Annotated in this window: 23 protein-coding genes; 8 read left to right on the top strand and 15 right to left on the bottom strand. The window is 36.6% G+C overall.

Features of this window, described 5'->3' with window-relative positions:
- The 5 genes from FEZ33_RS08545 to recX form a co-directional block, all read right to left on the bottom strand.
- Positions 1-594, bottom strand: a 594-nt coding sequence (locus FEZ33_RS08545) for an IS256 family transposase (RefSeq protein ID WP_171031340.1), incomplete at its 3' end; no start/stop codon positions are given.
- A gap of 500 nt (positions 595-1,094) precedes the next feature.
- Positions 1,095-2,849 (bottom strand): ABC transporter ATP-binding protein, encoded by a 1,755-nt coding sequence (locus tag FEZ33_RS08540; protein WP_138404986.1) that lies wholly within the window; start codon positions 2,847-2,849, stop codon positions 1,095-1,097.
- On the bottom strand, positions 2,836-4,578 hold the full coding sequence (locus FEZ33_RS08535) for an ABC transporter ATP-binding protein (RefSeq protein WP_138404985.1): 1,743 nt from the start codon (positions 4,576-4,578) through the stop codon (positions 2,836-2,838). Before FEZ33_RS08535 ends, FEZ33_RS08540 begins: the two co-directional genes overlap by 14 nt.
- A 20-nt stretch (positions 4,579-4,598) precedes the next feature.
- Positions 4,599-5,783: an A/G-specific adenine glycosylase gene (gene mutY, locus FEZ33_RS08530; RefSeq protein ID WP_138404984.1), complete on the bottom strand. Its 1,185-nt coding sequence runs from the start codon at positions 5,781-5,783 to the stop codon at positions 4,599-4,601.
- A gap of 12 nt (positions 5,784-5,795) precedes the next feature.
- A complete protein-coding gene (recX, locus tag FEZ33_RS08525; protein ID WP_138404983.1) occupies positions 5,796-6,638 on the bottom strand; it encodes a recombination regulator RecX in 843 nt (280 codons plus the stop codon).
- A 410-nt stretch (positions 6,639-7,048) separates the two neighbouring features.
- Here recX and FEZ33_RS08520 point away from each other — a divergent pair, with 410 nt between their 5' ends.
- Both FEZ33_RS08520 and FEZ33_RS08515 read left to right on the top strand, forming a co-directional pair.
- The gene (locus tag FEZ33_RS08520) at positions 7,049-7,831 is read left to right on the top strand and encodes a threonine/serine exporter family protein (protein ID WP_138404982.1); all 783 of its coding nucleotides are present in this window, start codon (positions 7,049-7,051) and stop codon (positions 7,829-7,831) included.
- On the top strand, positions 7,819-8,271 hold the full coding sequence (locus FEZ33_RS08515) for a threonine/serine exporter family protein (protein ID WP_138404981.1): 453 nt from the start codon (positions 7,819-7,821) through the stop codon (positions 8,269-8,271). Before FEZ33_RS08520 ends, FEZ33_RS08515 begins: the two co-directional genes overlap by 13 nt.
- A 54-nt stretch (positions 8,272-8,325) precedes the next feature.
- Here FEZ33_RS08515 and FEZ33_RS08510 read toward each other — a convergent pair whose 3' ends face one another.
- Positions 8,326-10,434 (bottom strand): pullulanase, encoded by a 2,109-nt coding sequence (locus tag FEZ33_RS08510; RefSeq protein ID WP_138404980.1) that lies wholly within the window; start codon positions 10,432-10,434, stop codon positions 8,326-8,328.
- A 104-nt stretch (positions 10,435-10,538) separates the two neighbouring features.
- Entirely contained in the window at positions 10,539-11,498 is a 960-nt protein-coding gene (locus tag FEZ33_RS08505; protein WP_138404979.1) for an NAD(P)-dependent oxidoreductase, read from the bottom strand.
- A gap of 217 nt (positions 11,499-11,715) precedes the next feature.
- Here FEZ33_RS08505 and FEZ33_RS08500 point away from each other — a divergent pair, with 217 nt between their 5' ends.
- On the top strand, positions 11,716-12,297 hold the full coding sequence (locus FEZ33_RS08500; protein WP_235888800.1) for a GyrI-like domain-containing protein: 582 nt from the start codon (positions 11,716-11,718) through the stop codon (positions 12,295-12,297).
- 40 nt (positions 12,298-12,337) lie between these two features.
- Here FEZ33_RS08500 and FEZ33_RS08495 read toward each other — a convergent pair whose 3' ends face one another.
- From FEZ33_RS08495 to galE, 8 genes are all read right to left on the bottom strand, one after another.
- A complete protein-coding gene (locus FEZ33_RS08495) occupies positions 12,338-13,102 on the bottom strand; it encodes a glycosyltransferase family 2 protein (RefSeq protein ID WP_138404978.1) in 765 nt (254 codons plus the stop codon).
- Between the two features lie 16 nt (positions 13,103-13,118).
- Complete coding sequence (locus tag FEZ33_RS08490) at positions 13,119-14,180, bottom strand: hypothetical protein (RefSeq protein ID WP_138404977.1); 1,062 nt, start codon at positions 14,178-14,180, stop codon at positions 13,119-13,121.
- Between the two features lie 2 nt (positions 14,181-14,182).
- A complete protein-coding gene (locus tag FEZ33_RS08485) occupies positions 14,183-15,472 on the bottom strand; it encodes an O-antigen ligase family protein (RefSeq protein ID WP_235888799.1) in 1,290 nt (429 codons plus the stop codon).
- Positions 15,473-15,492: 20 nt separating this feature from the next.
- Entirely contained in the window at positions 15,493-16,911 is a 1,419-nt protein-coding gene (locus FEZ33_RS08480; RefSeq protein ID WP_138404976.1) for a lipopolysaccharide biosynthesis protein, read from the bottom strand.
- 14 nt (positions 16,912-16,925) lie between these two features.
- Complete coding sequence (locus tag FEZ33_RS08475) at positions 16,926-18,077, bottom strand: glycosyltransferase (protein WP_171031339.1); 1,152 nt, start codon at positions 18,075-18,077, stop codon at positions 16,926-16,928.
- 159 nt (positions 18,078-18,236) lie between these two features.
- Entirely contained in the window at positions 18,237-19,661 is a 1,425-nt protein-coding gene (locus FEZ33_RS08470) for an LCP family glycopolymer transferase (protein WP_171031338.1), read from the bottom strand.
- Between the two features lie 7 nt (positions 19,662-19,668).
- Positions 19,669-20,643: an LCP family glycopolymer transferase gene (locus tag FEZ33_RS08465; protein WP_138404973.1), complete on the bottom strand. Its 975-nt coding sequence runs from the start codon at positions 20,641-20,643 to the stop codon at positions 19,669-19,671.
- 15 nt (positions 20,644-20,658) lie between these two features.
- A complete protein-coding gene (gene galE, locus FEZ33_RS08460; RefSeq protein ID WP_138404972.1) occupies positions 20,659-21,675 on the bottom strand; it encodes a UDP-glucose 4-epimerase GalE in 1,017 nt (338 codons plus the stop codon).
- A gap of 202 nt (positions 21,676-21,877) precedes the next feature.
- On the opposite strand from galE, the gene FEZ33_RS08455 reads away from it, so the two are divergent.
- Genes FEZ33_RS08455 through galU form a run of 5 tightly spaced genes read left to right on the top strand, consistent with a single transcriptional unit; the run spans position 21,878 to position 25,904 of the window.
- Positions 21,878-22,327 (top strand): flavodoxin, encoded by a 450-nt coding sequence (locus tag FEZ33_RS08455; protein ID WP_138404971.1) that lies wholly within the window; start codon positions 21,878-21,880, stop codon positions 22,325-22,327.
- Positions 22,328-22,346: 19 nt separating this feature from the next.
- Positions 22,347-23,588, top strand: a complete 1,242-nt coding sequence (locus FEZ33_RS08450) for an aminopeptidase (protein WP_138404987.1) — start codon at positions 22,347-22,349, stop codon at positions 23,586-23,588.
- Positions 23,589-23,614: 26 nt separating this feature from the next.
- Positions 23,615-23,887 (top strand): hypothetical protein, encoded by a 273-nt coding sequence (locus tag FEZ33_RS08445; protein WP_138404970.1) that lies wholly within the window; start codon positions 23,615-23,617, stop codon positions 23,885-23,887.
- A gap of 18 nt (positions 23,888-23,905) precedes the next feature.
- Entirely contained in the window at positions 23,906-25,033 is a 1,128-nt protein-coding gene (locus FEZ33_RS08440; RefSeq protein WP_138404969.1) for a glycosyltransferase family 4 protein, read from the top strand.
- Positions 25,026-25,904: a UTP--glucose-1-phosphate uridylyltransferase GalU gene (gene galU / locus FEZ33_RS08435; RefSeq protein WP_138404968.1), complete on the top strand. Its 879-nt coding sequence runs from the start codon at positions 25,026-25,028 to the stop codon at positions 25,902-25,904. Before FEZ33_RS08440 ends, galU begins: the two co-directional genes overlap by 8 nt.
- Positions 25,905-26,170 lie beyond the last annotated feature (266 nt).

Genomic DNA, 26,170 nt, shown 5'->3' with positions numbered 1-26,170 from the left:
GATTTCTCGTTTATTTATATCATTAACACCTTGGGCGATATAAACAGCTTTAGACACGACGCGATTGTCCTCTCTCACTTTGATATACATTGCGTCTACATATAAGTAACGAAATTTAGAGTGCGATAACGACCGTTGTTTAAACGCTTCAATTTGTGGATCTAATTCCTGCATGATGTCTGAGACAAAGGACTTGGATACATTTTCGCCACAGAGCTGTTCCACTATTTTCGTGACTTTTCGAGTAGAAACACCCATAATGACCATCTCAATCATCCCAAGGACAAACGCTTTATCCATCCGCTGGTAGCTGTTAAACACGTCTGTTTTAAACTCGCCTGATCTCGTCCGTGGTACTTTTAAGTTGATGCTCCCGATATTTAGCATGAGGTCCCGTTCGTAATAGCCATTCCGCTGATCTTTTCGTTCCGAAGTCCGTTCATAGTTCTCTGCTTTAATGTAGCGATCACGTTCAACTTCCATATAAGCGTTAAAGACAGTGACGGCTAATGATTTCATCATCGCATTCATATCGCTATTCATGACTGCCTCTGTTAATTCTTCTAAATTTAAGGTAATATTTAATTGAGCCATAATAATCTTCCTTTCAATGTTTGTCTGTCAACTACATTGTACCAAAGAGATTATTATGGTTTTTTACTTTTACACAATTATATGGGCTTTATCATAACAAGTCCTGTTAAACTTTCAATTTCCCTTGTCACCATATGACATGTCCTGATAGAGCTCCAATTCCCCTGGTCACCTCATGACTAGTCCTGTTAGACTTCCAATTTCCACTGTCACCATATGACAAGTCCTGTTAACAACCAATTTCCCTTGTCACCAAAAGACACGTCCCGTTAAACGTTTAATTTCCCTTGTCACCTCATGACAAGTCCCGTTAAACACCCAATTTCCCTTGTCACCATATGACAAGTCCCGTTAACCCAGAATTTCGCATTCGTTTCCAAATCGAATACTAGATTAGTATTAAACCCGCATTAGTCTCACCTCACGACGTACTCCCAACCAACACACCCATCAAAAAAACCTTACCAAATATGATTTCTCATACTCAGTAAGGTTTTATTTTATTGCTCGGACGAACGAGACGATTGCATTGTGTAGTACAAACCGCGTGCCTTCATTAAAGTATCGTGATTTCCTTGTTCAACGATGGAACCATCTTTCATAACTAATATCATGTCCGCATTCATGATGGTTGATAAGCGGTGGGCGATAATAAAACTCGTGCGCCCTCTCATCAAGCGATCAAATGCTTCTTGAATCAGAATTTCCGTTCTTGTATCAATCGACGATGTTGCTTCATCTAGAATTAACATTGTCGGAATTGAAACAAAAATTCGCGCGATAGATAATAATTGTTGTTGCCCCGTTGATAACCCAGCACCACCACTTGTTAAGACTGTGTCATACCCATCAGGTAACAATTCAATGAAGCGATGAGCGTGAGCCGCTTTGGCTGCTTTCACCACTTCTTCTCTAGATGCGTTTGGATGACCGTAAGCGATATTATCGTGAATCGTTCCACCTTTTAGCCAAGTTTCTTGTAGCACCATCCCGAATTGCTTTCTAACAGATTCGCGAGTAAAGTCGGTAATCGGCTCATTATCAATTAAAATTTGTCCTTGATCTAAGTCATAGAAACGCATCAGTAAATTAATTAATGTTGATTTACCAGCGCCCGTAGGCCCAACAATTGCTACCGTATCACCTGCTTTAACTGATAAAGTTAAGTCAGTAATCAGCTCTTTATCTTTTGTATAACTGAACGAAGCACGATTAAAGTTTACTTTTCCATCGACATTACTTGAATCAATCAATCTATGTCCAGTTTCTACCTCTTCTGGCTGATCGATAATTGTATATAGTCGATCCGCACAAGCCAGAGCACTTTGAATTTCCGCGAGCACATTTGAAATGTCGTTAAATGGCTTCGTATATTGGTTCGCATAATTTAAAAATGTCGTTAACTCTCCCACAGTAAACGTTCCATTCACAATTCGAACGGCTCCTAAAAATGTTAACGCTGCGTATATCAAAGCATTAATAAAACGCGTTCCTGGGTTAATTGTCGACGAGTAAAAGATTGCCCACTTGGACTTTTCACTATAATCAGCATTGAGTTTAGTAAAAGTTTCCGTCGCTTCTTCTTGAGAATTAAACAATCTAACAATATCAGCTTGTTGAATATTTTCCTCGATAAAATCCGCCTGTTCCCCACGTGCCTTCGTTTGTTGGCGGAAAAGTGAGTAGCTTTTCTTTGCAATAAAACGTGAGATAAATAATGAAATCGGCGTTAACACAACAACAAGTAACATCATGGTTAAATCAAGTTGTGCCATTGTAAAGATAGTGATGAAAATAGTTAATATACCAATGAAGAATTGATTGAAAATCATAATCAACCCATCACCTAATTGCTCGGTATCTGTGGTAACTCGACTCACTAAATCTCCTGTACTGCGTTGATCTATATAATTTAAAGACAATGAGTGAACTTTTTCAAGCACACGGTTACGAAGCGATTCTATAACTTCATATGTAATTTTGTTGAATAAAATTGGGTTAACCCACTGAACAATCGCATTGAGTCCAATCACAATTCCCATATTCATAAGTGTTGGTAATAAGACATCAAAGTTCACTTGCCCTTCACCAATCGTCTGGTTAACGGCTTGTCCGATTAAAATTGGGAGGTAAACAGTCAATCCTACTTGGATAACTGTTGATATTAACGAAAGAACAACAAGTAATTTGTGTCCAGATAGGTCAGAAAATAATCGTTTCAAAATACTTGAACTGCTTTTATTAGTGTTCTCCATTATCCGCTACCTCCTTCACATTTTGTGATGCATAAATCTCTTGGTACACAGGGTTATTTGCCAGTAACTCTTCGTGGCTAGCATAGCCAATTTGTCTTCCTTCTTCTAAGACCACGATATTATTTGCCTGTTGTAAACTATGTGTTCTTTGAGAAATCATAATTATCGTACGGTCGTTATACTTTTCTTTCAGCGTTCTTTGGAAATTTGCTTCAGTAACATAATCCAAGGCACTCGTTGAATCATCAAAGATTAATAATGATGACGGTTTAATTAGTGCTCGTGCAATCGTTAGACGTTGTCTTTGACCACCAGAGAAATTACGTCCAAAAGTAGCGACTTCTTTATCCAAACCTTCTGGATATGAGCGAACAAAGTCCAATGCTTGTGCATCTTCTAGCGCTTGCCACATCATCTCTTCCGTCGCTTCAGGATTTCCTAATAATAAGTTACTTCGAATTGTTCCTTTAAATAATGCAACATTACTTGGAACAACACTTATATTCTCTCTTAAGTCACGTTTTGAATCCGTATTAAAGTAATCTTCTTGGAAGAAAACGCCACCCTCTTGGGCATCATAAGTTTTTGTAATTAATTGAAGTAAGGTTGATTTACCAGAACCAGTACTACCGATAATCCCAACAAAATCGCCCTCTTTAATTGAGAAATCAATATTTGATAGCGATGGTTTCGTTGCATTCGGGTATGTAAAAGTCACATCTTGAAAACTTAAAACTGTATGCTTCTCTTCATTTTGCTGGCTATTATTCTCAAACACTTCAGATTCTAGTGGCTGTTCAAAGACAGTCCCTACACGTTTAGCACTTGAGTATGCTCGGTTTAATTGTGTAATGACAAATGCAATCTTCACTAATTCCACTAAGATAGCCAATAAATAATTCACTAAAGCGACTAGCTGACCTTGGGTCAATGATCCGGAATTAATAAAATTCCCACCTTGCCAAAGAACAATAATCAAAGCAACATTCACCACTATATAAGTGAGTGGATTAGTGAAAGCATTAATGAAACCTACACGAATTTGGTCGGTAGTGACGTTTTTGTTTTGAGCTTTAAATTCATTCACTTCACGGTCTTTTTGCTGAAAAGCGCGGATCACACGCATACCCTTCATTTGTTCTTGTGTTAATGTCACTAATAAATCAAATTGCTCTCGTATTTGTGTATATAATGGATTGGCAAAATAAATAATAGCACCTACTACAACAAATAAAATGGCAATCATAGCTAAAAATATAAGTGTCATTCGTCCATCAATTTGTGCGGCCATAATTAAAGAACCAAATACAATAAAAGGTGAACGAAGGAATAAGCGGAAAAATGTATTCAATCCACTTTGAATTTGGAACGTATCACTTGTTAATCGAGTGACAATACTCCCGGGAGAAATCGTTCCATATACTTCTTTTGGTAATTGTAAAACAAATTCAAATAAATCATTGGTTAAATTTTCAGCAAAACCTACAGCTGCTTTTGCTGATAGAAACTGTGCTGTAATTGAAAAGGCTAGCCCAGCTGCAGCAATTCCAAACATCACCAAAATATATTTGATAATATTTGCTACATCTCCAGTTGGGATGGCAACGTCAATAATTAATGCTACAATCATTGGGACTAGCAATTCTAAAACTGCTTCGACTAATTTCATTAAAGGTCCGAAGATACTACTAAGCTTGTAGCCTTCAAAATATCTAAATAATCTGCTCATATTATTCCTCTACTTTTTCTTTATTCTCGATCGGATACGATACTATTAAACAATTTTTGTTGTAAAGTTGATACTGGTAGGGATTCTAGCTCTTGAATGCTTACCCATTTGAAGTCTTCCTCATTCAAATCTGCTGTCCCATCTAGTAAAAATGGTATCACTTGTACTTGCCAAATCCGATGTGAGAATACATGCTTCACTTGTGCGAATGTTGGCAAGAGTTCAAAGCCTTCTTCTTCATCCAATATCAATGATCGGTCTAGCTTTAATTCACTGATATCAATACTTTCATCTAAATGATTCACTAAAGGCTCTATCAATTCAGAACTCGTCGCGCCTTCCATAACTACATTCACTTCAACCATTGGAAAATGCCACAGACCCGTCAAAAGTTCTTTGTCATTATGTTTGCGCATTAACCATTCACCCTTATGATTTCGTATCGCATAGGCGATTCGGTGGTGTTTGGTTGCTTTTGTTTTCTTTTTCTTTACTGGGTATAGATGACTCGTATTATTCTGATAAGATTGATCAAATTCTTTGATTGGACTATCTTCAGGTTGGTAATTTGTTGGCGTCATAATGGTGGCACCAATATCCATCAGAGCTTGGTTAAAGTCCCCTGGCCTTTCCGGATCAATTAACTGATATAAGATTCCAGTGAATTCATTTTTCGTCTTATTTAAAGTGATATCACGGTCTATTTCAAATAAGCGAGCTACAATCCGCATTAAGTTACCATCTAACGCGGGTTCTGGAAGATTAAACGCAATACTACCAATCGCACCGGCGGTATATGGACCGATACCTTTCAATGAAAGTAAGCCCTCCAAGGTATTAGGCATCTCCCCATTAAAGTCAGCCATCACTTGTTGGGCTGCAAATTGCATATTACGTACACGTGAATAATAGCCTAAACCTTGCCATAGACCCATTAATTCAGACTCCTCCACTTCAGCTAAATCTCTTATTGTAGGTAGTTCTTTAATAAATCGTTCGTAATAAGGTATAACTGTGTTGACTTGCGTTTGTTGCAACATAATCTCACTAACCCAAATATAGTAAGGGTTCTTCGTTTGTCGCCAAGGTAAGTCTCTTTTGTTCGCATCATACCAATCTAATAATTGAGTTCGGAATGCTTTTATCTTTTTTTCATTCCAATTGATTAGATACTGTTCGATTAACTTTTGTCTTTTGTTCGTCATTTAATCCACTTTCTATTCATTCATTTCGGCTTCGTTATCTTCAAGCCAAATTTTAATCATTTCATAGTCAAAGCCTTTACTAAGTAGACTTTGAATCATCTTTTGTTTTAAATCATAGCCGCTAAATCGGCGTTGATGTTTTCTTAAATACTTGTCTGCTTCTTTTTCTAACATATCTGCTTGATCATCTTCAGCATCATCAAAGGTTAATTCACTCATATGTTGATTCACTAAATCTTTGTCAAAGCCTTTGGTGAGTAGATGAGTATACAATTTATTACGCATCATTTTGGGGGGCAATGATTTTTTTGTTCGGATGAATTTATCAATGAGTGTTTGGATATTCTCGCTTTGTTCTTCTTCTGGGTACTCGTCCATTGCATCTAGAATTGTCATTTCATTTATCCCCTTTTTGACTTTCAATTCATTTTGAATAATGTTTGGTCCCTTAGATTTTAGTGTGTAATTTGTTCGGACATAGCTTTTTGCATATTCCAAATCATTTAAATAGCCTTGACGAATTAGGCGATCCAAGGTATTCTCAATCACTTCTTCTGAAGGTGCAATTGAATCCTCTTCTTTTTCTTTTTTATCTCTTTGCTTATGTAAATAGTCGCGCATTTCTTTGATCGATCGCATTCCGTAAGATAAATAATTAATCGCAGCAGAGTATAATTTATGATCATTCTCTGCTGATTTAATCTTATCTAATAAGTTTTGATCCACTTCTTGGTCTTTACGCAAAGCGTATTCGATTAGAATTTCTTGATCGACACCAATAAAAAACTCGTCATCAACGAAGATTGAATAACGATTTGCTTGTTTCTGTTGTTGTGCAATTTTTGTGATTTTCATACGTCTTACCTCACTCTACTTTCTTTTATTCGATAAGGTATATTGGTACTCATACATAAATGGGTTTGTTTCAATAAATTTATAAATAAATCCGAGTTGAGTTTTAATCGAATATTTATGTAGTTCCATTTCCATTGAATAATTGTGGAGTACTTTTTGAAAGTTTGTACATTCTCTATCATATTTAAAATATAATTGATATAATGGCTTGTCCTTATCATCAATGGATATGTAAATTGTATTGGCATCCTTGCATTCAAAGGCAAATACTAAATATATATATAACAATGTCATGAAATCACTCCTTATTAAAATTTAATTATATTTAAATAGTGATTACTCAATTTCTATGTTACCATATTTTGGATGTCTCTTAACGAATTATTTAACAAAAGGTGGGTGATATCTTTATGAGAAAGAAACATAAAAAAATAGTTGAAGTAGCAACAACAGCAGGTAGAATTATGCTAGAGTCTCATGCTGAAAGTTATCGAGTTGAGGATACGGTTCGACGTATTCTTCAAACTAGTGGGCTTTCTAACACGGAAGTCATCACAAATACGACAGGTCTATATGTTACTTTAGATGATTCAGATCCTGAAATCGAAGGTATTACGTTAGTCCGTCGAATAACAGACCGTAGTAACCAATTAAATAAGATTTACCGAGTAAATAATATTTCACGTCAACTGACAAGTGGTCAAATTACGATTGATGAAGCAGCTGAACGTCTCGAGGTGGTAGATGATTCAGATTACACGGTATTTAGTAAAGATTTGGCAACAGTTATCTTAGTGGTTGCCTTTGTTGTTCTTTTAGGTGGAGGTTTTTGGGATAGTGTCTTTTCAATCTTTACTGGCTTACTTGTAGCTTATTCACGTATTTTAAAAGACTTATTCCATTTGAATGACTTTATTTATGGCGTAGCATCAACCTTAGTGACTGCATTTTTAACCAATGTAATTGCTTCAGTTGTTCCACTTGATATATCAACTGATGTTATTATCATTGGTGGTTTAATGCCTCTATATCCGGGGACTGCTGTGACCAATGGCCTTCGGGATATGTTGAAAGGAGATTATATCTCTGGTGTCGCTCGTGTCGCTGACGCGATTGTTATTGCACTGAGTTTAGCAATTGGAGTCGCAATTGGCCTTTACTTTTACGGGGAGGTTACATCATGGTTGGTATAATTATCCAAGTTATCGGGTCATATGTAGCCACAATCACAGCTGCCATTACGCTCGAAGCACCTAGATCCCTCATCTTTAAGACGGGTTATGCGGGAGCAATAGGCTACCTTGTATATCTTCTATTGGCAAACCCAATGGGTGCTGCTTTAGCAACATTTTTTGCTTGTAGTGTTGTATCATTAATTGGCCAATTCTTCGCGCGTCGTTTTAAAGCACCGGTAACCATCTTTTATATCCCAGCCTTTTTCCCATTTGTGCCTGGGTCTGCGATTTATCAGACAGCTCTTTACTTTATTCAAGGAGACTATGATCTAAGTAATTATTATCTCATACAAACTCTTTCAATCGCTGGAGCGATTGCTTTAGGTGTATTTTTTACAGATTCAATCTTAGAGATATACATGCACGTTCGATTCAAAATGTTAAACATGAGAAAATAAGCAAAAAAGCGTCAGAATTCGATTTGGAATTCCGACGTTTTTCTTATGTTTACTTTATTTCTTGAAAATGACTGCGCTTAAACCAGCTAATTTAATTTGTGTTGAAGATAACATTTCAATGCCTTGGGGTTGCATTAAAGGTTCAGTATCAACCCGATCCTGATCGGCAATCACTTGCGCCAATTCAACTTCTTCCGGTAATGTGAACGTACGACTACGTTTGTTTCCATTAATCACTATAATATACTCGTCCCCTTGAGTTCCTCTCACTTTATAAGCAATCGCAACGTCACGTTCACGAATTTCTGGAATATTTAATAGTTGAACATTTATATCAATGAGTTCTTTATCCGCCAATCTAAAGGCATCTGTTGAATGACGGAGTTGAATTAAGCCGCGCATATGCTCCATCGTTGTATTCTCAATTGAGTAACCATTCACTCCTCTAACTTTTTCCCATTCAAACTTGTTAATCGCATCGGACGAGTCATAAGAGTCATGAATAAAGTATGGATACTCAATCGGGTCCCCATTATTATTAGTAAAGTAAGTAGAATTATCTGGAATATCGCCCCACTCATCTACCATGGTTTTAAATTCTGGGTGCTTAAATTGTTTGGTACGACCGTATTCTTGACCGGCATGAATAAATGCTGTCCCTTGAGATGTTAATACTATTAAGTTTCCAAGGCGAATCCGTTGATGGATTTCTTCCGTATGGAGCAATGGATTTTTATTAATAGATTGGGCAATAACATCGTGTAAAGTTAAGTTATCATGTGCTTCAATATATTGGACGACATCACCTGGTTGGTCCGCTTCGAAATTATGCGGTTGCCCTTTAATATTATCGAAAATCTTCTGCACATTTCGGCGCCCACCAGTAATAAAGCGTGGCTTCCCTTCACTTTGAAAACCAGATTTTAACTCGTCTCGTATTTCGTCTGAGAATGAGCCAACAGCTTCTGTATCTGACATCCATAATTGATCCGCTGCTTGAACGTCCTCAGCACCTTCATCTCCAACGTACGTAATCCAACCTTCACCAATCATTAAGATATTTGGATTAATTTTGACCGTTTCATCATAGGCTAATTGAACTGTTTCTGCATCTAAATCTCCCATCATATCAAATCTGAAGCCATCAACTTTAAATTCTTCAACTAAGTGCTTTAATGAGTCAACAATTAAGCGACGAGTCATATAGTGGGTACTTCCTAAACGTCCGCCACCAAAGTTAGTTCTTGATGTACCATCTGAATCCATAAAATGATAATACTCAGGTTCTAAATCTTCAAGAATATGGAGTTCTGCAGTGTGATTATACACGACGTCCAGTGTCACTGCCATTCCCCTTTTGTGGATTTCATTCACAAGTTCTTTAAACTCTTTAATCCGGGATGATGGGTCTTCTGGGTTAATCGAATACATCCCTGTTAAAGCGAAATAATGCATGGGGTCATAGCCCCAGTTGTAGTTCGTCCAAGCTGATTTATATTCTAAGAAGCGTTCACCCGTCTCATATTCATTCGCATGATAGTAACTTAAGACAGGCAGTAACTGCACATGCGTGACACCAAGCGACTGAATATAATCCAATCGTTCCGTCATCGCTTCAAACGTTCCGAAACGGTGGTGTAGTTCATCCTTAATTGATGGATCTGATGTAAAGTCCCGCACGTGAACTTCGTAGATTACAGCATCTTCTCTTCGTTTATAGTTTTCAACTTTAGCAAAGTCTAATTTTTGCCCAATGTTCTCTGGTGCAACAATCGCGGCTTTGGCAATATACGATGCTTCGTCGTGGCTATTCCAAGTACCCAGTGATTTAGCGTAAGGATCCAAGGCTAAGACGGACTCACTTTCACGGTTAATTTGGTAATGATAACAATAATTATTGAAATTATCGATACCAGACACTGTGTCTTGATTCAATGTCACTTCCCATAAACCTTTGTCGTGTGAATTCATTTCCACTACTGCGACTTGTTTTTCTTGATTGTCTTTATCATACAATAATACTTGGACCGATTTAGCGCTCGGTGACCATAATCTTAATACAGCTGTCCCATCAGAATTTAATACTGGACCGAGAGGCCCATCGTAAGCAAAGTGTTCATCTTTCTCTTGCCAAGTGAGACTTGTTGTCAATCTTTCTGTCATAAACTTCCTCCTACATTGCGTTTGATATCAAAAAAGCCAGATAATATTGAAGGATCTAATTAGCGTTCGTCCTCAATACTATCTGACTGTGAGTCCATTCTATATTAAATAGATACGATGTTTTTATCTTCGCCGTTAATATATGCCATTACGTTGTCAAAGGCAATTTGAGCACGAAGGACCATTGCTTCATTTGTTAAGTAACCAACATGTGGTGTTAACAATGCATTTTTTGCATGAAGTAACGGGTAATCATTTGGAATTGGTGGCTCCATGTCGAAGACATCAATACCAGCACCAGCGATTTTTCCTTCATTTAAAGCATTTGCTAAAGCTTCATTATCAATAATCGGTCCTCTAGCTACATTAATTAAGATAGCTGATTCTTTCATATTATCCAGCTCTCTTTCACCGATTGTGTGCTTAGTATCTTCAGTCATTGGAAGATGGATTGAGATAATATCACTTTCTTTAATCAGTGTATCTAAGCTTACATATTCAACACCCGCATCAATCGCTTCTTGTTTCTCTGAGCGGTTATACCCTAAGACTTTAGCTCCGAAAGCTTTGAATAGTTTTGCTGTATGAATTCCAATTGTCCCGGTACCAATAATACCGACTGTTTTTCCATGAATTTCTTGTCCTTGAATTAATCCTGGAAAATCGTCGCCTTTACGGACATCTAAGTCTCCTTGTTTCACTTCACGTAAAACATTCAGAGCTAAACCAATAGATAATTCTGCGACTGCTTGAGTAGCATAACCCGATGCATTTGCGATTTTAATGCCTTTTTCTTTAGCACTAGCGTTATCTACATGGTCTACCCCTGTAAAAGCAACATCGATAAATTTAGTTTTGTCTAATTTCTCAATCACTTCTTTAGGATACGGATTGTTGGCAATAATCACCACTTCAGAGTCTTTACTACGCTCATATAATTCATCTGGATCTGTTGTTTTTGTTTCATGATAGACAAACTCATGGCCTAAATCTTTTAATGGCTGTGCCAATTCTTCAATGTATTCCTTTGGTACACGTAATGGTTCTAATAAGCTAATTTTCATAATATCCTCCAATAATTCAATATTTATAGTTTAAATGATTTAAGGTAACGCTTGCAAGTATTATTAACAAAATAAAAAATAATCTTCTTAAATACAACTTGCCTGGCTCAATGTATAATAGATTATAGTATTAATATAGCATGAATATGAATGGAATGAGTAAGATATGCCTTTTGATTTTTAAAAAAAAGAGAAGCAGTTTTATAAACCAAAAACAATACCAGAAATTATTGATATACCTAAGATGAAGTTTATTGCGATTGATGGTATGGGTGACCCGAATGAATTAGACGGGGAATACCAGGCAGCAGTAAAACAAATATATAGCCTAGCCTACACGATTCGGATGAGTGAGCGTAATGGCTACACAATTGATGATTTCTTTGTATTTGTTGTTCCACCGCTTGAAGGATATTGGTGGCAAGACGGTGTACATGGTGTGGATTCATCAAGAAAAGAAGACTTCCAATGGGTTATGAAGCTGCGAATGCCAGAGTATGTCACACCTCAAGTCTTTGAGTGGGCTCAAAATGAAGTTCTAAACAAGAAGAAAATCAACACTGCAAACGTCTATCTTACAACGATAACTGAAGGTTTAACTGTCCAAATCCTCCATATTGGACCTTATGACGATGAAGTACATTCTGTGTCTAAGATGCATGACTATATCAACCAAGAAGGCTATCAACTAGATATTAGTGACATCAAGCATCATCATGAAATCTATTTGTCAGTTACACGAAAAACAGATTCCGACAAACTTAAAACTATCTTAAGACATCCAATCAAAAAGAAATAAAAAAAGTCTGAGGCGCACGCTGCGTCTCAGACTTTTATACTTATAATCGGCGTAATACTGCATTTAATACATAATGTGAAAAATAATACACTGCTTTGGGTAATGGTAATTTTTCTAAATTATAATAAGTATTCCACGTCCGTTTCAATGCACCAATCCGGTCACTTGAAATCGAACCTTGAACTTGACGATAATAATTATGAACTTCTTGTAAGCCATAAGCTTTAACTTTTCGCTCACGCATTAACATTAACCACGTTGCTGTGTCTTGTCCTTTTCGAACAAGAGGCATACGGAAATCTCCAATTAATTCGCGGTCAATGACGACCGTCGAACAGGCAATGGCTGTATTTTTTAATAGCTCTGAATACGAGAAGGAAGCCGGTACATTGACGCGGTCTTTTAATACCTCACCTAATTCGTTGATTAATGCTAAGTCCGTATATGTAAAACCAACCTGTTTTTCTTGCATAAATACAAGTTGTTCTGTCAGTTTCGACTCCGACCAACAATCATCACTATCAACGAAAGCAATATATCTTCCTTTGGCATTCTCGATTCCAGTATTACGTGCCACGGCTGCCCCACTGTTTTCAGCTAAAGTAACTAATTTAATTCGCTTATCTTCTTTAGCAAACCCTTCAATAATTTCAACCGAGTTGTCTTGGCTACAATCATTGACTAAGATCATTTCCCAATTGGTGTAACTTTGTTTAATAACACTCACAATGGTCTCGCTAATAAAGCGTTCTGCATTATACACGGGTGTGATAATGGATACTAAACCTTCTTCAAAAGTTGGCAAATTTTAGCCTCCTTAATTAATAAACGTGAACTAATTTCAATGGCACATTGTATAAAGTCGCCATTGTCATTTGGTCTTTTAACCAACGTTTCTCTGTATGATTCGCTTGGATGACAATCACAATTTGTTTCGGTGCCTGTTCATCACTCTTAACTTCTTGCAACTTCGAAATAAATCGTTCTGATAAATCATTTGTATTTTTAAAGTCCTCAGTTAAAGCACTTTGAGAAATAATCCAACGTAAGTTAACCGCTGGTATACGAATCGCATCTTGAACATTATATACAGCACCTTCATGGCTACTATGAACAAGTATATGCTGATCATCTAAGTCCCATGCATACTCAAAGGCATAATTAATCTTGCTCTTACGCAATCTTTGTAAGAAGACAATTCCACTTGTTAAGATCAGTCCAACAACGAAGCCTAAGACACCATATACAATTAATGATCTCGCATTATTCGAACGATATACGCTCAATGTCTCAACCGTTGGTAAACTTAGATATTCTTCTGTATCCAATACTTCACCAATCACAGGTTCTAAAGTGATATCTGCAAATTGGTTATCCATAAATGGAATCTCACCTGAAACTAATAAGTCACGGTAAGCATTCGCTATCGCTAAATTTTCTTCGGCTGTCTTCCCTGCTAACACTCGGAAGATAAAAACGCCGGAAGCATTATCTCTCACTGCAGAGATTGACCCACGAAACGTTGGTGTTTTAAATAACTCCAATGTTTTTTCACTATCAATTGTTTCTTGGAATTCAATTCCCGTTGTTTCTTCAACCGCTTCAACTACTTGAGGCGATGTAAAGTAATCATCAAATAAATGTGGATTCGAGAAGATTTGACCATCTTCAATCGTTACCACTGCTTTAAATGAACTCGGTTCTTGAGTATAAACATCCTCAAGGTAATCTGCAGCCTCTTGGCGGTCAGATAATAAAATATCAGTGATAAAATAACGTGCACCGACAGTAATCACAGATATAACTAAGGCGCCAATTAATATTCTTACAATATTATCTTTAAAAAATCGCCATAACTCATTTATTATTGTTGCTAAACTCATATTCATACCTCATTCTTTTTTGGTTTCGTGACGTTCTTCATTTCCATTAACTTCACAAAGCTAATCATTATTCCAAAGTAAACCCAATGCCATTCAATCAACATGTTATTCGCACTTGTGATACTCGCAAAGATATATACAACTAAGAACGATATAAAACTAATTGCAATTTGACGAATGACTTTTGATTCATGATGACGGAGTCGGTTTAAAGCTTGGATTAATAAGCCATAACTTACAACGTATAGGACAAATACTATGACACCATAACCGACTAGTATCTCAAGCCACCAGTTATGAATGTTTGTAAATTCATCAATAGGTAAAAATGGCAACATATCCATCCATATTTCAATATTCCCCGCTCCCACTCCAAAACCGAAAGTTTCTGCTAGGAATACTAAACCATTTCGCCATAGGTTAATTCGGCGTGAATCGCCTGTATTATAGAAATCGCCACCTAGATAAAACAAGTGCGAGACCATATCATTTAGCGATGGAACAAATATAATCAAGCCAACGATAAGGGCTAGACCGATACCTATCGCGCTTAAGATATACTTTCTTTTTATATCCCAATTAAATTGTAATAGTATAACCATAAAAAAGAAAAGTACGAAACTCAGTAAAATCATTCGTGAATCACTTCGATAAATTAAATATGCTGTTAATAGTATTGGAATCACATATAAATATCGTCGAATCGAGTGACGATTGAGATTCAGCATAATTAAATTTACTGGCAAGTATGCGAGTAATAAAGTTGCGTAATCATTCTGATTTGTAAAGGTCGTTACCGGTATACGAGATGATGGCTGAGTAGCAAAGGTATTGTTCTTATCTAACGCTTCTAAATTAGCGAAAACATAGTGATTCGTAAGAATCTCATAAAAACCCCAAAGTGCTAAAAATGTCATCATAATCCAAACTGTCTTAATCAGAACTTTCCAAGTGACTAAATCATTCGTCCACAAGTACAAACCAACTACACTGCTTACACCTAATGTAAGCAAGAACATTGCTTGGAACCAATTCATCACATCAATCGTCCAAATGACTGACACTGCTCCCCAGGCCCACCAAAAAAGATAAATACCAGTAATGACGGTGGCCGTATTATTCGGGATGATTTTAATATTTGGATCTTGTTTGAGTATTTGATAACCAAAGATGGCTATCATACCAATCACCAGTAAACGATAAATCGTAATTTGTGCTACCGGTGTTGGAATCGCTAATATCTCCGTCCCTAAAAAGACCGAAGCAACGATCAGTATTAAATATTTTCGCAAAGTTGTTCACCTTCTAACTTTTAAGTAAAATCCCATTCTCCAGGATGATTCTTAATTTCTAGTGCTGTTTTAATGGTTGGTATTTGGACAACTAATGCCAATAAACCTAAACCAATCGTAATAAAAATGCTGTAATCCAATGGATATAAATTAATTAGACCAGCAGTAATCATAATTAACATCGTAATTATTTGTTTCTTTTGTCCAAAGTAAAATCCTGTTCGACTTGAAAAATACGTTCTTGCAAGATAGAAAACAACATAGGCTGCTGTTGAAGCCAATGCGGCCCCTCTGAAACCAATAAAAGGAGTCAGTGATAAGTTTATAATGACACTTACAACTAAAGACATAATACTTACAAAGATATTATAATGTGTCTTTCTTGAAAATACGATTCCCAATGTCGTTGTCTCAGACAAAGTATACATAATATGAGGAAATGCTAATAGCCCCATAATGTACTGAACATCTAAATATTCCCCGTCTGAACTTAAAATTAAGGATATTGGATACCTTAAGACTAAGATAACGAAGAATAACCCTGATAATAAAAATAAGACAATATCACTAATAAATTTATAGTGTTTCATCGATTTATTCTCTTCATACCAACGATAGGCTGTCGGAATCCAAAAACTCGCAAAGGCCGTTTTTAATATTCCGATAATACTACCTATTTTACTCCCTGCTTTATAAATTCCGATATCCGTTAAGCTTGAAAACTCAGTCAATACTATAATATCAATGGAGTTAAGCGCAGCAGCTAAAGAGCTTGCAATCATAATCGGTGTTCCAAAGAGGAACATTTTCTTAATTAATTTTGGATCAATTTGAAAACCACGGAAATCCAATAAATCTCTGTAACGGAAAAATAAGACTAAATCAGCTAAGATTTGACCAAAAATCAAACCATAAACAACGGCTCTAAAGTCTCTCACTCCAGCGAAAATCATTCCCATAGATACTATGAAGTTTCCAACTTTAAGTAGTAAACTATAGGACGAAAACTCGACGGCTTTTTCTTGCATTCGTATACTTAAAAGTAAAAATCTCTCTACAATCGTTGCTAACACCCAAACTCCAGCGTACCAAACGATGTAGTAGTAATCCCCTGATTGGAACAGCCATTCAGAAAATGGAACTGAAAAAACAGCTGATACTGCAACAAGAAACACACCTAACATTAACGGTAGAAGCATCGCTTGTTGCATCAAGTTTCTTTTATTATCCATATGGTTATATTCGCGAGTAAACGCTTGATCCATCCCAATATATATAAAATTGGGAATTTGTAAAATTAAGGTTTCGAATGTTCCCGCTCGACCATACTCCTCAATTGGGAGTGCGTTTGTAAATATGGGGAACAAAATCAAAGAGATGGCTGCGCCTAAGATTGGTCCTAAGCTAAAGCCCGCTAACCTTTTCATAAATTGTTTCATTATTTATATCACCTTTAATAATTAGTGTATTGAGCTATCGATGTTGCATATAGCTTAGCCGCTTGAATATTAGTGTAATTATTTCTCTCAAGTGCCATTAAGCGCTCACTTGAATCTACTTTACTTTCTCGAGATGCTTTAAGCACTTCTTTTAACCAATCACTTGGCGCTGCACTTAAATTAACTCGATACAATAAATCGATCCCCAACTCCACTTCCATTGGAATTGTATGTGATAAGACGACGGGTACGCCTGCAGCTTGGCTTTCGATGGCCGTAGTACCTAATCCTTCGTTAATTGACGGGAAGAAAAGCACATCCATGACCGGAAATAACTCTGCAATCGGTGAGATACGTCCAACTAATTGAACATAATCATCTAATTGATTCACTCCAATTCGCTCTTTCAACTCTTCTTCAAGTTCTCCACTACCTGCGATAATGAACTTCATATTTAATTTCTTTAGTTTTGCTATTTCAGCTACTTGTAAAGTTAGGGCATGATTTTTAATTGGTGCAAGTCGTCCTACTTGTCCAACGACTATGGTATCCTTTGATATTCCATAGTGTTCCCGTCCCTTTTCACGAAAGTTATTTTCTTCTTCCGATTCAAATATAAAATCATCAGGCTCAATACTATTCGGTATGATAATCATGTCTTTTCGGTCGATTTTGTAACCGAAAAGCGCTTGAACAGCATCGCGACTGCATCCAACAAATTTAGCAGAGACAGTTTGGTTAATCATCTGGTTAAGATAATGTAAAAAACGTTGTGCGACACTTAATTGATTGTCATCGACATAATGATGGGCATGAATAATAAATTCAGCCTCACTTTGGAAGTTACTAATCGTTTTGTAAGCTAAAGCACGGTAGCCAGCTATATGACAATGGATAACATCATAATGATATAACTTAATGACACGTGAGAATGATTTGTAAAACTGTCTCCATCCTTCTTTTTTCGGATTCTTAATTTGATACACATCGCCACCTGTACGACGAATGGCCTCAACAAATTCTGGTGGACATGGTCCGTAAGTTACAACATCAAATACAATTCCAAATCGATGAATCTCTGTTGCTAAATTACGGATAAATGTTGATATTCCACCACCATGACTACTCATAATATGAAGAATACGTTTATTCACTTTTTGGCTCATCTTAACGATCCCCATCCTTACATCATTCTATAAAATTCTGAGCACTTTGACTTATCTATTATTAAAGTCGACTCTTTAACGCGATGAAACACCCACAATGATATAATTTAATCCATCGTGAGTGTTGTCGTCAGCGCTTTTTTATTCAGGTATTAGCGATTAACTAATACTCGAATCATTTGTTCCTGAGCTTTGTCCTTCATTTGCTTGGGTAGAATTAGAAGCTTCTTCAGAATAACTGCCTTCTTGTTCATTTTCACCGTCATCATAATCTGGTGTACTAGTTTCAGGTAATTCTGGTTCTGCAGGAACTTCCGGCTCTTGAGTTTCTACCGGTGGTTGAGCTGAACTATCCTCTGGCGGATAATTCGGTTGAGTCGGTTGTGTTGGTTGGCTATATTCTGGTTCTTCCCAATAATCATTATTGTTTGGTGTTGAGTTATTATTCTCTACAGGAGCGGGTTGGGCAATTGTTTCCCTAGCCGTTTCTAACGATGTTTGTCTTTCGTTCAGTTCTTGTAAATCTTCTTCTGAAAGTCCTGTTGGATATTGATTAATAATAACCGCTAAAGATTTAGCTCGCTCTTCACTTTCTTGGATACCTAGTGGATCCTCTAAATCACTTGCTGTAATTGAAGGCATGTTGCTCACATAACGAAACTCATTCGCAACTTTTACCCGAGCATTTAAAGGTATGTGATAGTAGGCAATTTCATCAATTTGAATTTCTTCTAACGTTTCAAATTGTACTGAAGAAATATTATTTAATGCTGGCAGATACTGTTGGTAGATTGATAATACTTCATTCAAATCAACATTGGTCGTTACATATCGACTAGCTACATTAATTAGCCTTGGATATTGGACGACTGCATCTAAACTTAACGCTTTATCAATGATGGCTTTAATAACAATCTTTTGTCTGTTCTGACGTCCAAGCTCACCTTGGGGATCGTCATAACGCATACGAGCAAAGTTCATCGCCTTCACACCATCTACTTCTCTTCGCTCTCCTTCATGGAACTCAGTTCCACGATATTCAAAAGATAATGGACTCACAATTTCTATCCCACCGATGGCATCAATCATTTCTGATAAGCCGTCCATGTTCACTACTAAATAGTAATCTATGGGTATTTGTAAGAAATCTTGTACTGTATCAATTGTTAAATCAATCCCACCATATGCATACGCGTGATTAATCTTATCGGGTTCATCTTGACCATCAATATTTGTAATCGTATCTCGCGGAATACTGACCATCTTCGTTGTACCGGTTTCTGGGTTTAAATTAATAAGCATTAAAGTATCAGATCGACTCACATAACCGTCGTCCTCTTGTCTTTCTGCGCCCCCATCAGTCCCTACTACTAAGACATTAATTGGATCTCCTTCAGTAATCTGCACATTTGTGTCACGAATGTTTTGTACATTTACGTCTTGATTCGTATTATTAATTGCGTTTAGAACGTTACCATATAGGTAACCTCCAATAGCTGCAGCAACTAATATAATTATAATGATTAAATTTCGTATTGTTTTCCAAATACTAAATTTACCATTTGTTGTAAAAAATCGTTTCAAATTACTCTCAGTCCTTATTAGCAAACTCATCTATAGCAGAAGCCATTCTTGAGACAACTTCTTTAATTTCAATCAAGTCTGCAAAGTATATATATCGATGTTCCATTTGAGTTCTTTCTAATTGAACTAACTCATTGAGGTCGACATTCGTTAAATTATAATCATCATTGCGATAAATTTCAACTAATTTTGTAAAAGGCACCTCAGTTTGGATAACATATTCAGCATTTTCAAAATTTTCTGGAAGTTGTAATATATTCTCAAACTTAAAGAAATGTGTATAAAGGCTGTTTAATATCGCATGATGAAGATCCGATTGCTCTAAAGTAGGTAATTCGTTCCCTTCATCAATTAAATTCATGATTTCTATACCACTAAATTGAACTGCTTGATTACTATTAATTGATAAATCTTCAATATCTACTGGGACATTCACCGTAATAGGTTCGATTGGATCTACGATATCACGAATGTTTTGCAGTCGCATTGCAGAAATATAATTCAATTCAACTTCAAATAAACTTTCTATCGTCTCTTTAATACTTGTGAGGCCACCGTCAGCATAAGTTAGAAGATTCACCTCTTCATTGCCGTTACTTCTTACGATTAAATTCATCGGAATATTCACCGCTTGAATTGAATTTTGTTCTGGATCAACATAGTAAAGTGTTGACCATAAGGCTTCCTCAACTTGAGCACCATCATAATAAACATTGTCCAAAGCTACGAACAACACTGTATATGGCGCCTCGTCTGCTATGTCCTGTTGCTCAGCAAGATGAGGAACAATTTCTTCTTCATATACTGTTGATTGATAAGTTTCTTCTATCGTCGAATACTGATAGAAGATATAAAATCCAGCAATGATAACTAAAATCATCAAGATAAAAAGAATAATGAACCATTTTGTCTTGGACTTTTGTTTAACCCGTCCTTCATAGGTAGGATAACTGTCTCTTGTTAATTTTTGTTTCCTTACCACTTTATCGCCTCATTACTAGTCTACATAACCATTAGGGTTGTTTTGTTGCCAACGCCAACTATCTTGACACATTTCTTCGAGTGTCTTCTCAGCTTTCCAACCAATTTCTTTTTGGGCTAAGTTAGGATTCGCATAAACTTCAGCCACATCACCTGGACGTCTTGCGATAACCTTATAATTAATTGGCTTATTCGTTGCTTTCTCAAAAGCATTTACTAAGTCTAGAACACTATAACCTTCGCCTGTTCCAAGATTATAGATATTCGTTCCTGTATAATCGAGTAACTCTTCTAACGCTTTCACGTGCCCTTTAGCGAGGTCAACGACATGAATATAATCTCTCACGCCAGTGCCATCTGGTGTATCATAATCGTCACCAAAGACACTTAATTCTTCTAACTTACCTACAGCTACTTGCGTAATATAAGGCATTAAGTTATTTGGTACGCCTTTAGGATCTTCACCAATTAAACCACTTTCATGTGCTCCAATTGGATTGAAGTATCTTAATAACGTTACGCCCCACTCTTGGTCCGCATAGGCCACGTCTTTTAATAAGTTTTCATTCACAATTTTTGTGTATCCATACGGATTCGTTGCTGTATAAGTTGGCATTGTCTCATCTAAAGGAGACACATTCTCTGTACCATAAACCGTAGCCGATGAACTGTAGACAATTTTTTTAACATTGTGCTTAGTCATTACTTCTAAAAGCGACACGGTTCCTTCAATATTATTGTGATAATACATTAAAGGTTTCTCAACAGACTCACCAACCGCTTTATATGCAGCAAAGTGAAGCACTGCTTCGACATTATGTTTTTCAAATATATCGTTTAATCCATCTTTATCAAGAATATCAACGTCATAAGCGACGACATCTTTACCAGTAATTTCTTTAATTCGTTCTATGGCGATCGGACTACTATTACTATAATTGTCAGCGATAATTACTTCATATCCATTATTTAATAATTCTACAACAGTGTGGCTTCCAATATATCCTGCCCCACCTGGTACTAAAATAGCCAATATTCACACCTCACATAATTATTTGTTCATTGGCATATTATAGCATAACTTCTGTCTCTTTTAATTGTCTTAATACATTTATAACAAAGTTCATATAATTGGTTCATTCCGTAGGTGTTTTACTGTTCTTAAGAATAACAACTGTTAGAATAAACATATCTTTGATATAATAATTTAGAATTACATTATAAGGAGGCAATGCATGGCCGAAGCGTTGATAATTTATACAAGTTTAACTGGTAATACGGAAGCATGTGCTGAAATTGTGTCTGCCCAGCTCGAAGAGCATGGCATCGATGTAACAATGGAAGATGTAATGCTTTCAGAGCCAGAGGATTTCCTAGACTATGATATCGTCTTAGTGGGAAGTTACACATACGGTGTTGACGGTGTTCTACCCGATGAGATGGAAGAATTCCATGAAGAATTGGCGGAATTGGACCTGTCTGGGAAAGTGTATGGTGTGTTTGGTTCAGGTGACGATTTCTACCCTGTCTTCTGCAGTGCCGTAGATGACTTTGAAGAACAATTTGAAAAAGCGGGTGCCGTTAAAGGCGGGACAGGCGTAAAGGTTAATCTTTACCCTGAAGAAGAAGATGAAGAACTTCTTAAGAAACTTGCTGATGACATTGTCGCCAAATATGAAAACTAATGAGGGAAAGAAGGAATTTATTGTGTTAGAAAATTTTGATACATTATTAAACAAATATGCAGATTTAATCGTGAATAAAGGGATTGCTGTTGGTGAGGACGATTACGTACTTATCAATGCTGATATTGAGCAAGCACCTTTAGTTCGCCTTGTTGTTAAAAATGCATACCAATCTGGTGCGAAAAAAGTGATCGTAAACTGGTCAGATGACATCATCACTCGAGTTAACTATGAAGGACAAGACGTTGAAACATTAACGGATATTCCTCAATACAAAGTTGATGAAGCACATGATCTATTAGATAAACGCGCGAAACGCATTGCACTTCGCTCATCAAATCCAAACGCTTTAAAAGGTGTTGACCCTAAAAAAATTAGCGAAAGCCAATTAGCATCTTCTCAAGCATTAGAAAAAGTACGTAACGCCACTCAAGCAAACGTAGTGAGCTGGTTAGTATGTGCCGGAGCGGGTGAAGAATGGGCAAAATTAGTCTTCCCAGAATTAGAGACAACTGAAGAACAAGTGGATGCATTATGGGACCAAATCTTCAAAACAACTCGTGTTTATGAAGAAAACCCTGTTGAAGCATGGGATGCTCATGAAGCAACATTAAACGAAAAAGCAGACTTCTTAAATGCTGAACAATTTGATCAATTACACTACACTGGTCCTGGAACTGACTTTACACTTGGTTTACCAAAAAATCACGTATGGGAAAGTGCTGGAAGTGTGAACGAAAACGGCGAAGTATTCATTGCTAATATGCCAACAGAAGAAGTATTTACAGCACCTGATTTCCGTCGTGCAGAAGGAACAATTACATCATCTAAACCATTAAGTTATGGTGGAACAGTGATCGATGGTATGACTTTCAACTTTAAAGATGGCGAAGTTGTTGAAGTATCTGCAGAACAAGGTGAAGAAACACTTAAAGCTTTAATCAATGATAACAAAGGTTCAAAATCATTAGGTGAAGTTGCTTTAGTACCACACAAATCACCAATTTCTCAATCAGGAATTATCTTCTACAATACTTTATTCGACGAAAACGCATCAAACCACTTAGCTTTAGGACAAGCCTATGCAACATCTGTTCAAGGCGGAGCTAAAATGGATCGTGACCAATTAGAAGACGCTGGTTTAAACCGTTCAAACGTCCATGTTGACTTCATGGTTGGTAACGGAGAAATGAACATTGATGGTATCAAAGAAGACGGTACAGTTGTTCCAATCTTTAGAAATGGGGAATGGGCTTTTTAAGCTCAAAAAACTAGGAGGTATGTTGTATGTCAGATGAGAATAAAACTGGAAACGCGTTAGAGCAGGAGCTAGTAAAACGATTAGAACAATTTGACCGACGATTTGATCGTAATGGTTGGTTTTTCTTAGTTATCGTCATTGTCATTTTCTTTATTACTTTATATTTATTTATGCAAATATTTAGGGTTCCCGAAGTTGATACATATACCTCTTCGAATGAAATACTCGGACAAATCGAAAGTCTTGAAGAACGAATCGAATCTTATGAGATTCGAATTGAAGAATTAGAGGCTGAATAATTTTAGAAGGATTTTTTCATGAAAATATTACATATAAATTCATACTTCTCAACTTCCGGCCTATTTAACCAATTATATAGTCGCCAAGTTGAGTCGGATATTGATATTGATGTTTATGTACCGATCCCGCATCAATATCCAGAAGACAGGTTATCAACGAGTGGAGAATATACTACGGTCAGTCGAAATCATCATCAACTGACTCGTTGGGTATTCCCGATTAAACATCATTTAATATTAACGGATTTACTCACTCGTTATGACTTTGGGTCTTATCAATTAATTCACGCGCATTCATTATTCTCAAACGGTTGGCTCGCACTGCAACTTCATAAGAAATATAATATTCCATATGTCGTTGCTGTTCGTAATGCCGATATGCGCACATTCTTTCAAAGAATGCCTTGGATGAGAAAAACTGGAATAAACATCTTAAAACATGCTTCAAAAATTGTATTTATTTCAAAAAATACTTACAACGAAATTTTTGATACTTACATTCCAGAGTCGCTTCAGGCTTCTCTAAAAGAAAAGGCACATATTATTCCAAATGGTGTTAGTGATTATTGGCATGAGAATCGTTATACAGATAAAAAGTCTAACTTGCATCAACCTTTAAAAATCGTAACAACCGGAAAGATTATGGCTTTGAAACGATTTGTTGAGTTAGCTGAATTAGTTCAAAGTTATTCTCAAGAACACTCACCTGCCGAACTTCATATTATTGGTCCCAGTTGGGATGATTCAATTCTAAAAGAGCTACAACAAATGCCGGTTGTCACTTATCATGGCAAACAAGATATGGAAAGCATGAAGGAATTGTATCGCTCGATGGATATCTTTGCAATGCTCTCTTATCCGGAAACTTTTGGGCTTGTTTATGTAGAAGCTATGAGTCAAGGCTTGCCTGTCATTTATACAAAAGGTGAAGGCTTTGATAATTTCTTCTCGAACAAAGAAATTGGGATGAGTGTAGATCATAAAAGTCAAACTGAGTTCAATCAAGCGGTTGATTACATTCGTCAAAATTATGCACAAATGTCTCAACAAGCGATGGAACAAATGCAAAGATTTAAATGGGATAAGATTAATCAAGAATATTTAAACTTATATCAATTAATTACAAAGGAGTCTATCAATGAGTAAAGTAAAAAAAGCAGTGATACCTGCTGCTGGTTTAGGAACTCGATTCTTACCTGCAACGAAGGCAATGGCAAAAGAAATGTTACCTATTGTAGATAAACCAACGATTCAATTTATTGTTGAAGAAGCTGTTGCTTCGGGTATTGAGGACATTTTAATTGTAACTGGTAAAAGTAAACGTCCGATTGAAGATCATTTCGATTCAAATATCGAACTAGAAGAACATCTTAGAGAAAACGGCTTAGAAGATTTGTTAGACATTGTTAACGACACAACCAATGTTAACTTATTCTTTGTCCGCCAAGCTTATCCTAAAGGTCTAGGCCACGCAGTACTTCAAGCAAAAGCCTTCATTGGCGATGAACCATTCATTGTTATGCTTGGTGATGACGTGATGCAAAGTGAGGTTCCGCTAACGAAGCAATTGATTAATGTTTATGACGAAACACATGCGTCGAACATTGCGGTTATGGAAGTACCTTATGAAGATACAAACAAATATGGTGTCATTGCTCCAGAACGTGAGTATGCTGAAGGGATCTATAATGTAGAGCGTTTTGTGGAAAAACCAAATCCAGAAGATGCACCAAGTAATTTAGCTATTATTGGACGCTACTTATTAACACCAGAAATATTTGAAATCTTAGAAAACCAAGCACCAGGTGCTGGGAACGAGATTCAATTAACTGATGCGATTGACACACTAAACAAATCGCAACGCGTCTTTGCTAAACGCTTTGATGGTAAAAGATACGATGTAGGAAGTAAATTTGGCTTCCTTGAGATGAGTGTCGAAATCGGTCTGGATCATCCAGAAATTAAAGATGAATTAAAACAACATATCATTGCCTTAGGTAAAGAACTTAAAGCATAAAAAATTGAGGGAATCCGAATGGACTCCCTCAATTTTTTATGGTTCTTGAATTTTTGGTGTTGGTGAGAGAAATCTCACTGACACCTTTTTTTGTATGTACACAAAAAGCCAGTGAATTCCTATATAATAAAGTTACCATACATTACTAAAAGGAGAATTCACTTGGCTCATATGAATTATATCGCAGACTTACTAAATATTAAAGATAAACATGTTCAACTTCAAGATGACATCATGGAGGAAATGCACAAGGGGGTGCGGTGTAA

The sequence above is a fragment of the Ruoffia tabacinasalis genome (assembly GCF_005864045.1).
GTDB lineage: Bacteria > Bacillota > Bacilli > Lactobacillales > Aerococcaceae > Ruoffia > Ruoffia tabacinasalis.
The sequence above is the reverse complement of the archived record's forward strand: the minus strand, read 5'-3'. Positions and strand labels throughout refer to the sequence as shown.

Excerpts from the sequence above, each read along its gene's own strand:
- FEZ33_RS08440 (WP_138404969.1), top strand. The coding sequence starts at position 23,906 with ATGAAAATATTACATATAAATTCATACTTCTCAACTTCCGGCCTATTT.
- FEZ33_RS08455 (WP_138404971.1), top strand. The coding sequence starts at position 21,878 with ATGGCCGAAGCGTTGATAATTTATACAAGTTTAACTGGTAATACGGAA.
- FEZ33_RS08540 (WP_138404986.1), bottom strand. The coding sequence starts at position 2,849 with ATGGAGAACACTAATAAAAGCAGTTCAAGTATTTTGAAACGATTATTT.
- galU (WP_138404968.1), top strand. The coding sequence starts at position 25,026 with ATGAGTAAAGTAAAAAAAGCAGTGATACCTGCTGCTGGTTTAGGAACT.
- FEZ33_RS08510 (WP_138404980.1), bottom strand. The coding sequence starts at position 10,434 with ATGACAGAAAGATTGACAACAAGTCTCACTTGGCAAGAGAAAGATGAA.
- FEZ33_RS08480 (WP_138404976.1), bottom strand. The coding sequence starts at position 16,911 with ATGAAACAATTTATGAAAAGGTTAGCGGGCTTTAGCTTAGGACCAATC.
- mutY (WP_138404984.1), bottom strand. The coding sequence starts at position 5,783 with ATGACGAACAAAAGACAAAAGTTAATCGAACAGTATCTAATCAATTGG.
- recX (WP_138404983.1), bottom strand. The coding sequence starts at position 6,638 with ATGAAAATCACAAAAATTGCACAACAACAGAAACAAGCAAATCGTTAT.
- FEZ33_RS08535 (WP_138404985.1), bottom strand. The coding sequence starts at position 4,578 with ATGAGCAGATTATTTAGATATTTTGAAGGCTACAAGCTTAGTAGTATC.
- FEZ33_RS08490 (WP_138404977.1), bottom strand. The coding sequence starts at position 14,180 with ATGAGTTTAGCAACAATAATAAATGAGTTATGGCGATTTTTTAAAGAT.
- FEZ33_RS08445 (WP_138404970.1), top strand. The coding sequence starts at position 23,615 with ATGTCAGATGAGAATAAAACTGGAAACGCGTTAGAGCAGGAGCTAGTA.
- FEZ33_RS08520 (WP_138404982.1), top strand. The coding sequence starts at position 7,049 with ATGAGAAAGAAACATAAAAAAATAGTTGAAGTAGCAACAACAGCAGGT.
- FEZ33_RS08505 (WP_138404979.1), bottom strand. The coding sequence starts at position 11,498 with ATGAAAATTAGCTTATTAGAACCATTACGTGTACCAAAGGAATACATT.
- FEZ33_RS08475 (WP_171031339.1), bottom strand. The coding sequence starts at position 18,077 with ATGAGCCAAAAAGTGAATAAACGTATTCTTCATATTATGAGTAGTCAT.
- FEZ33_RS08515 (WP_138404981.1), top strand. The coding sequence starts at position 7,819 with ATGGTTGGTATAATTATCCAAGTTATCGGGTCATATGTAGCCACAATC.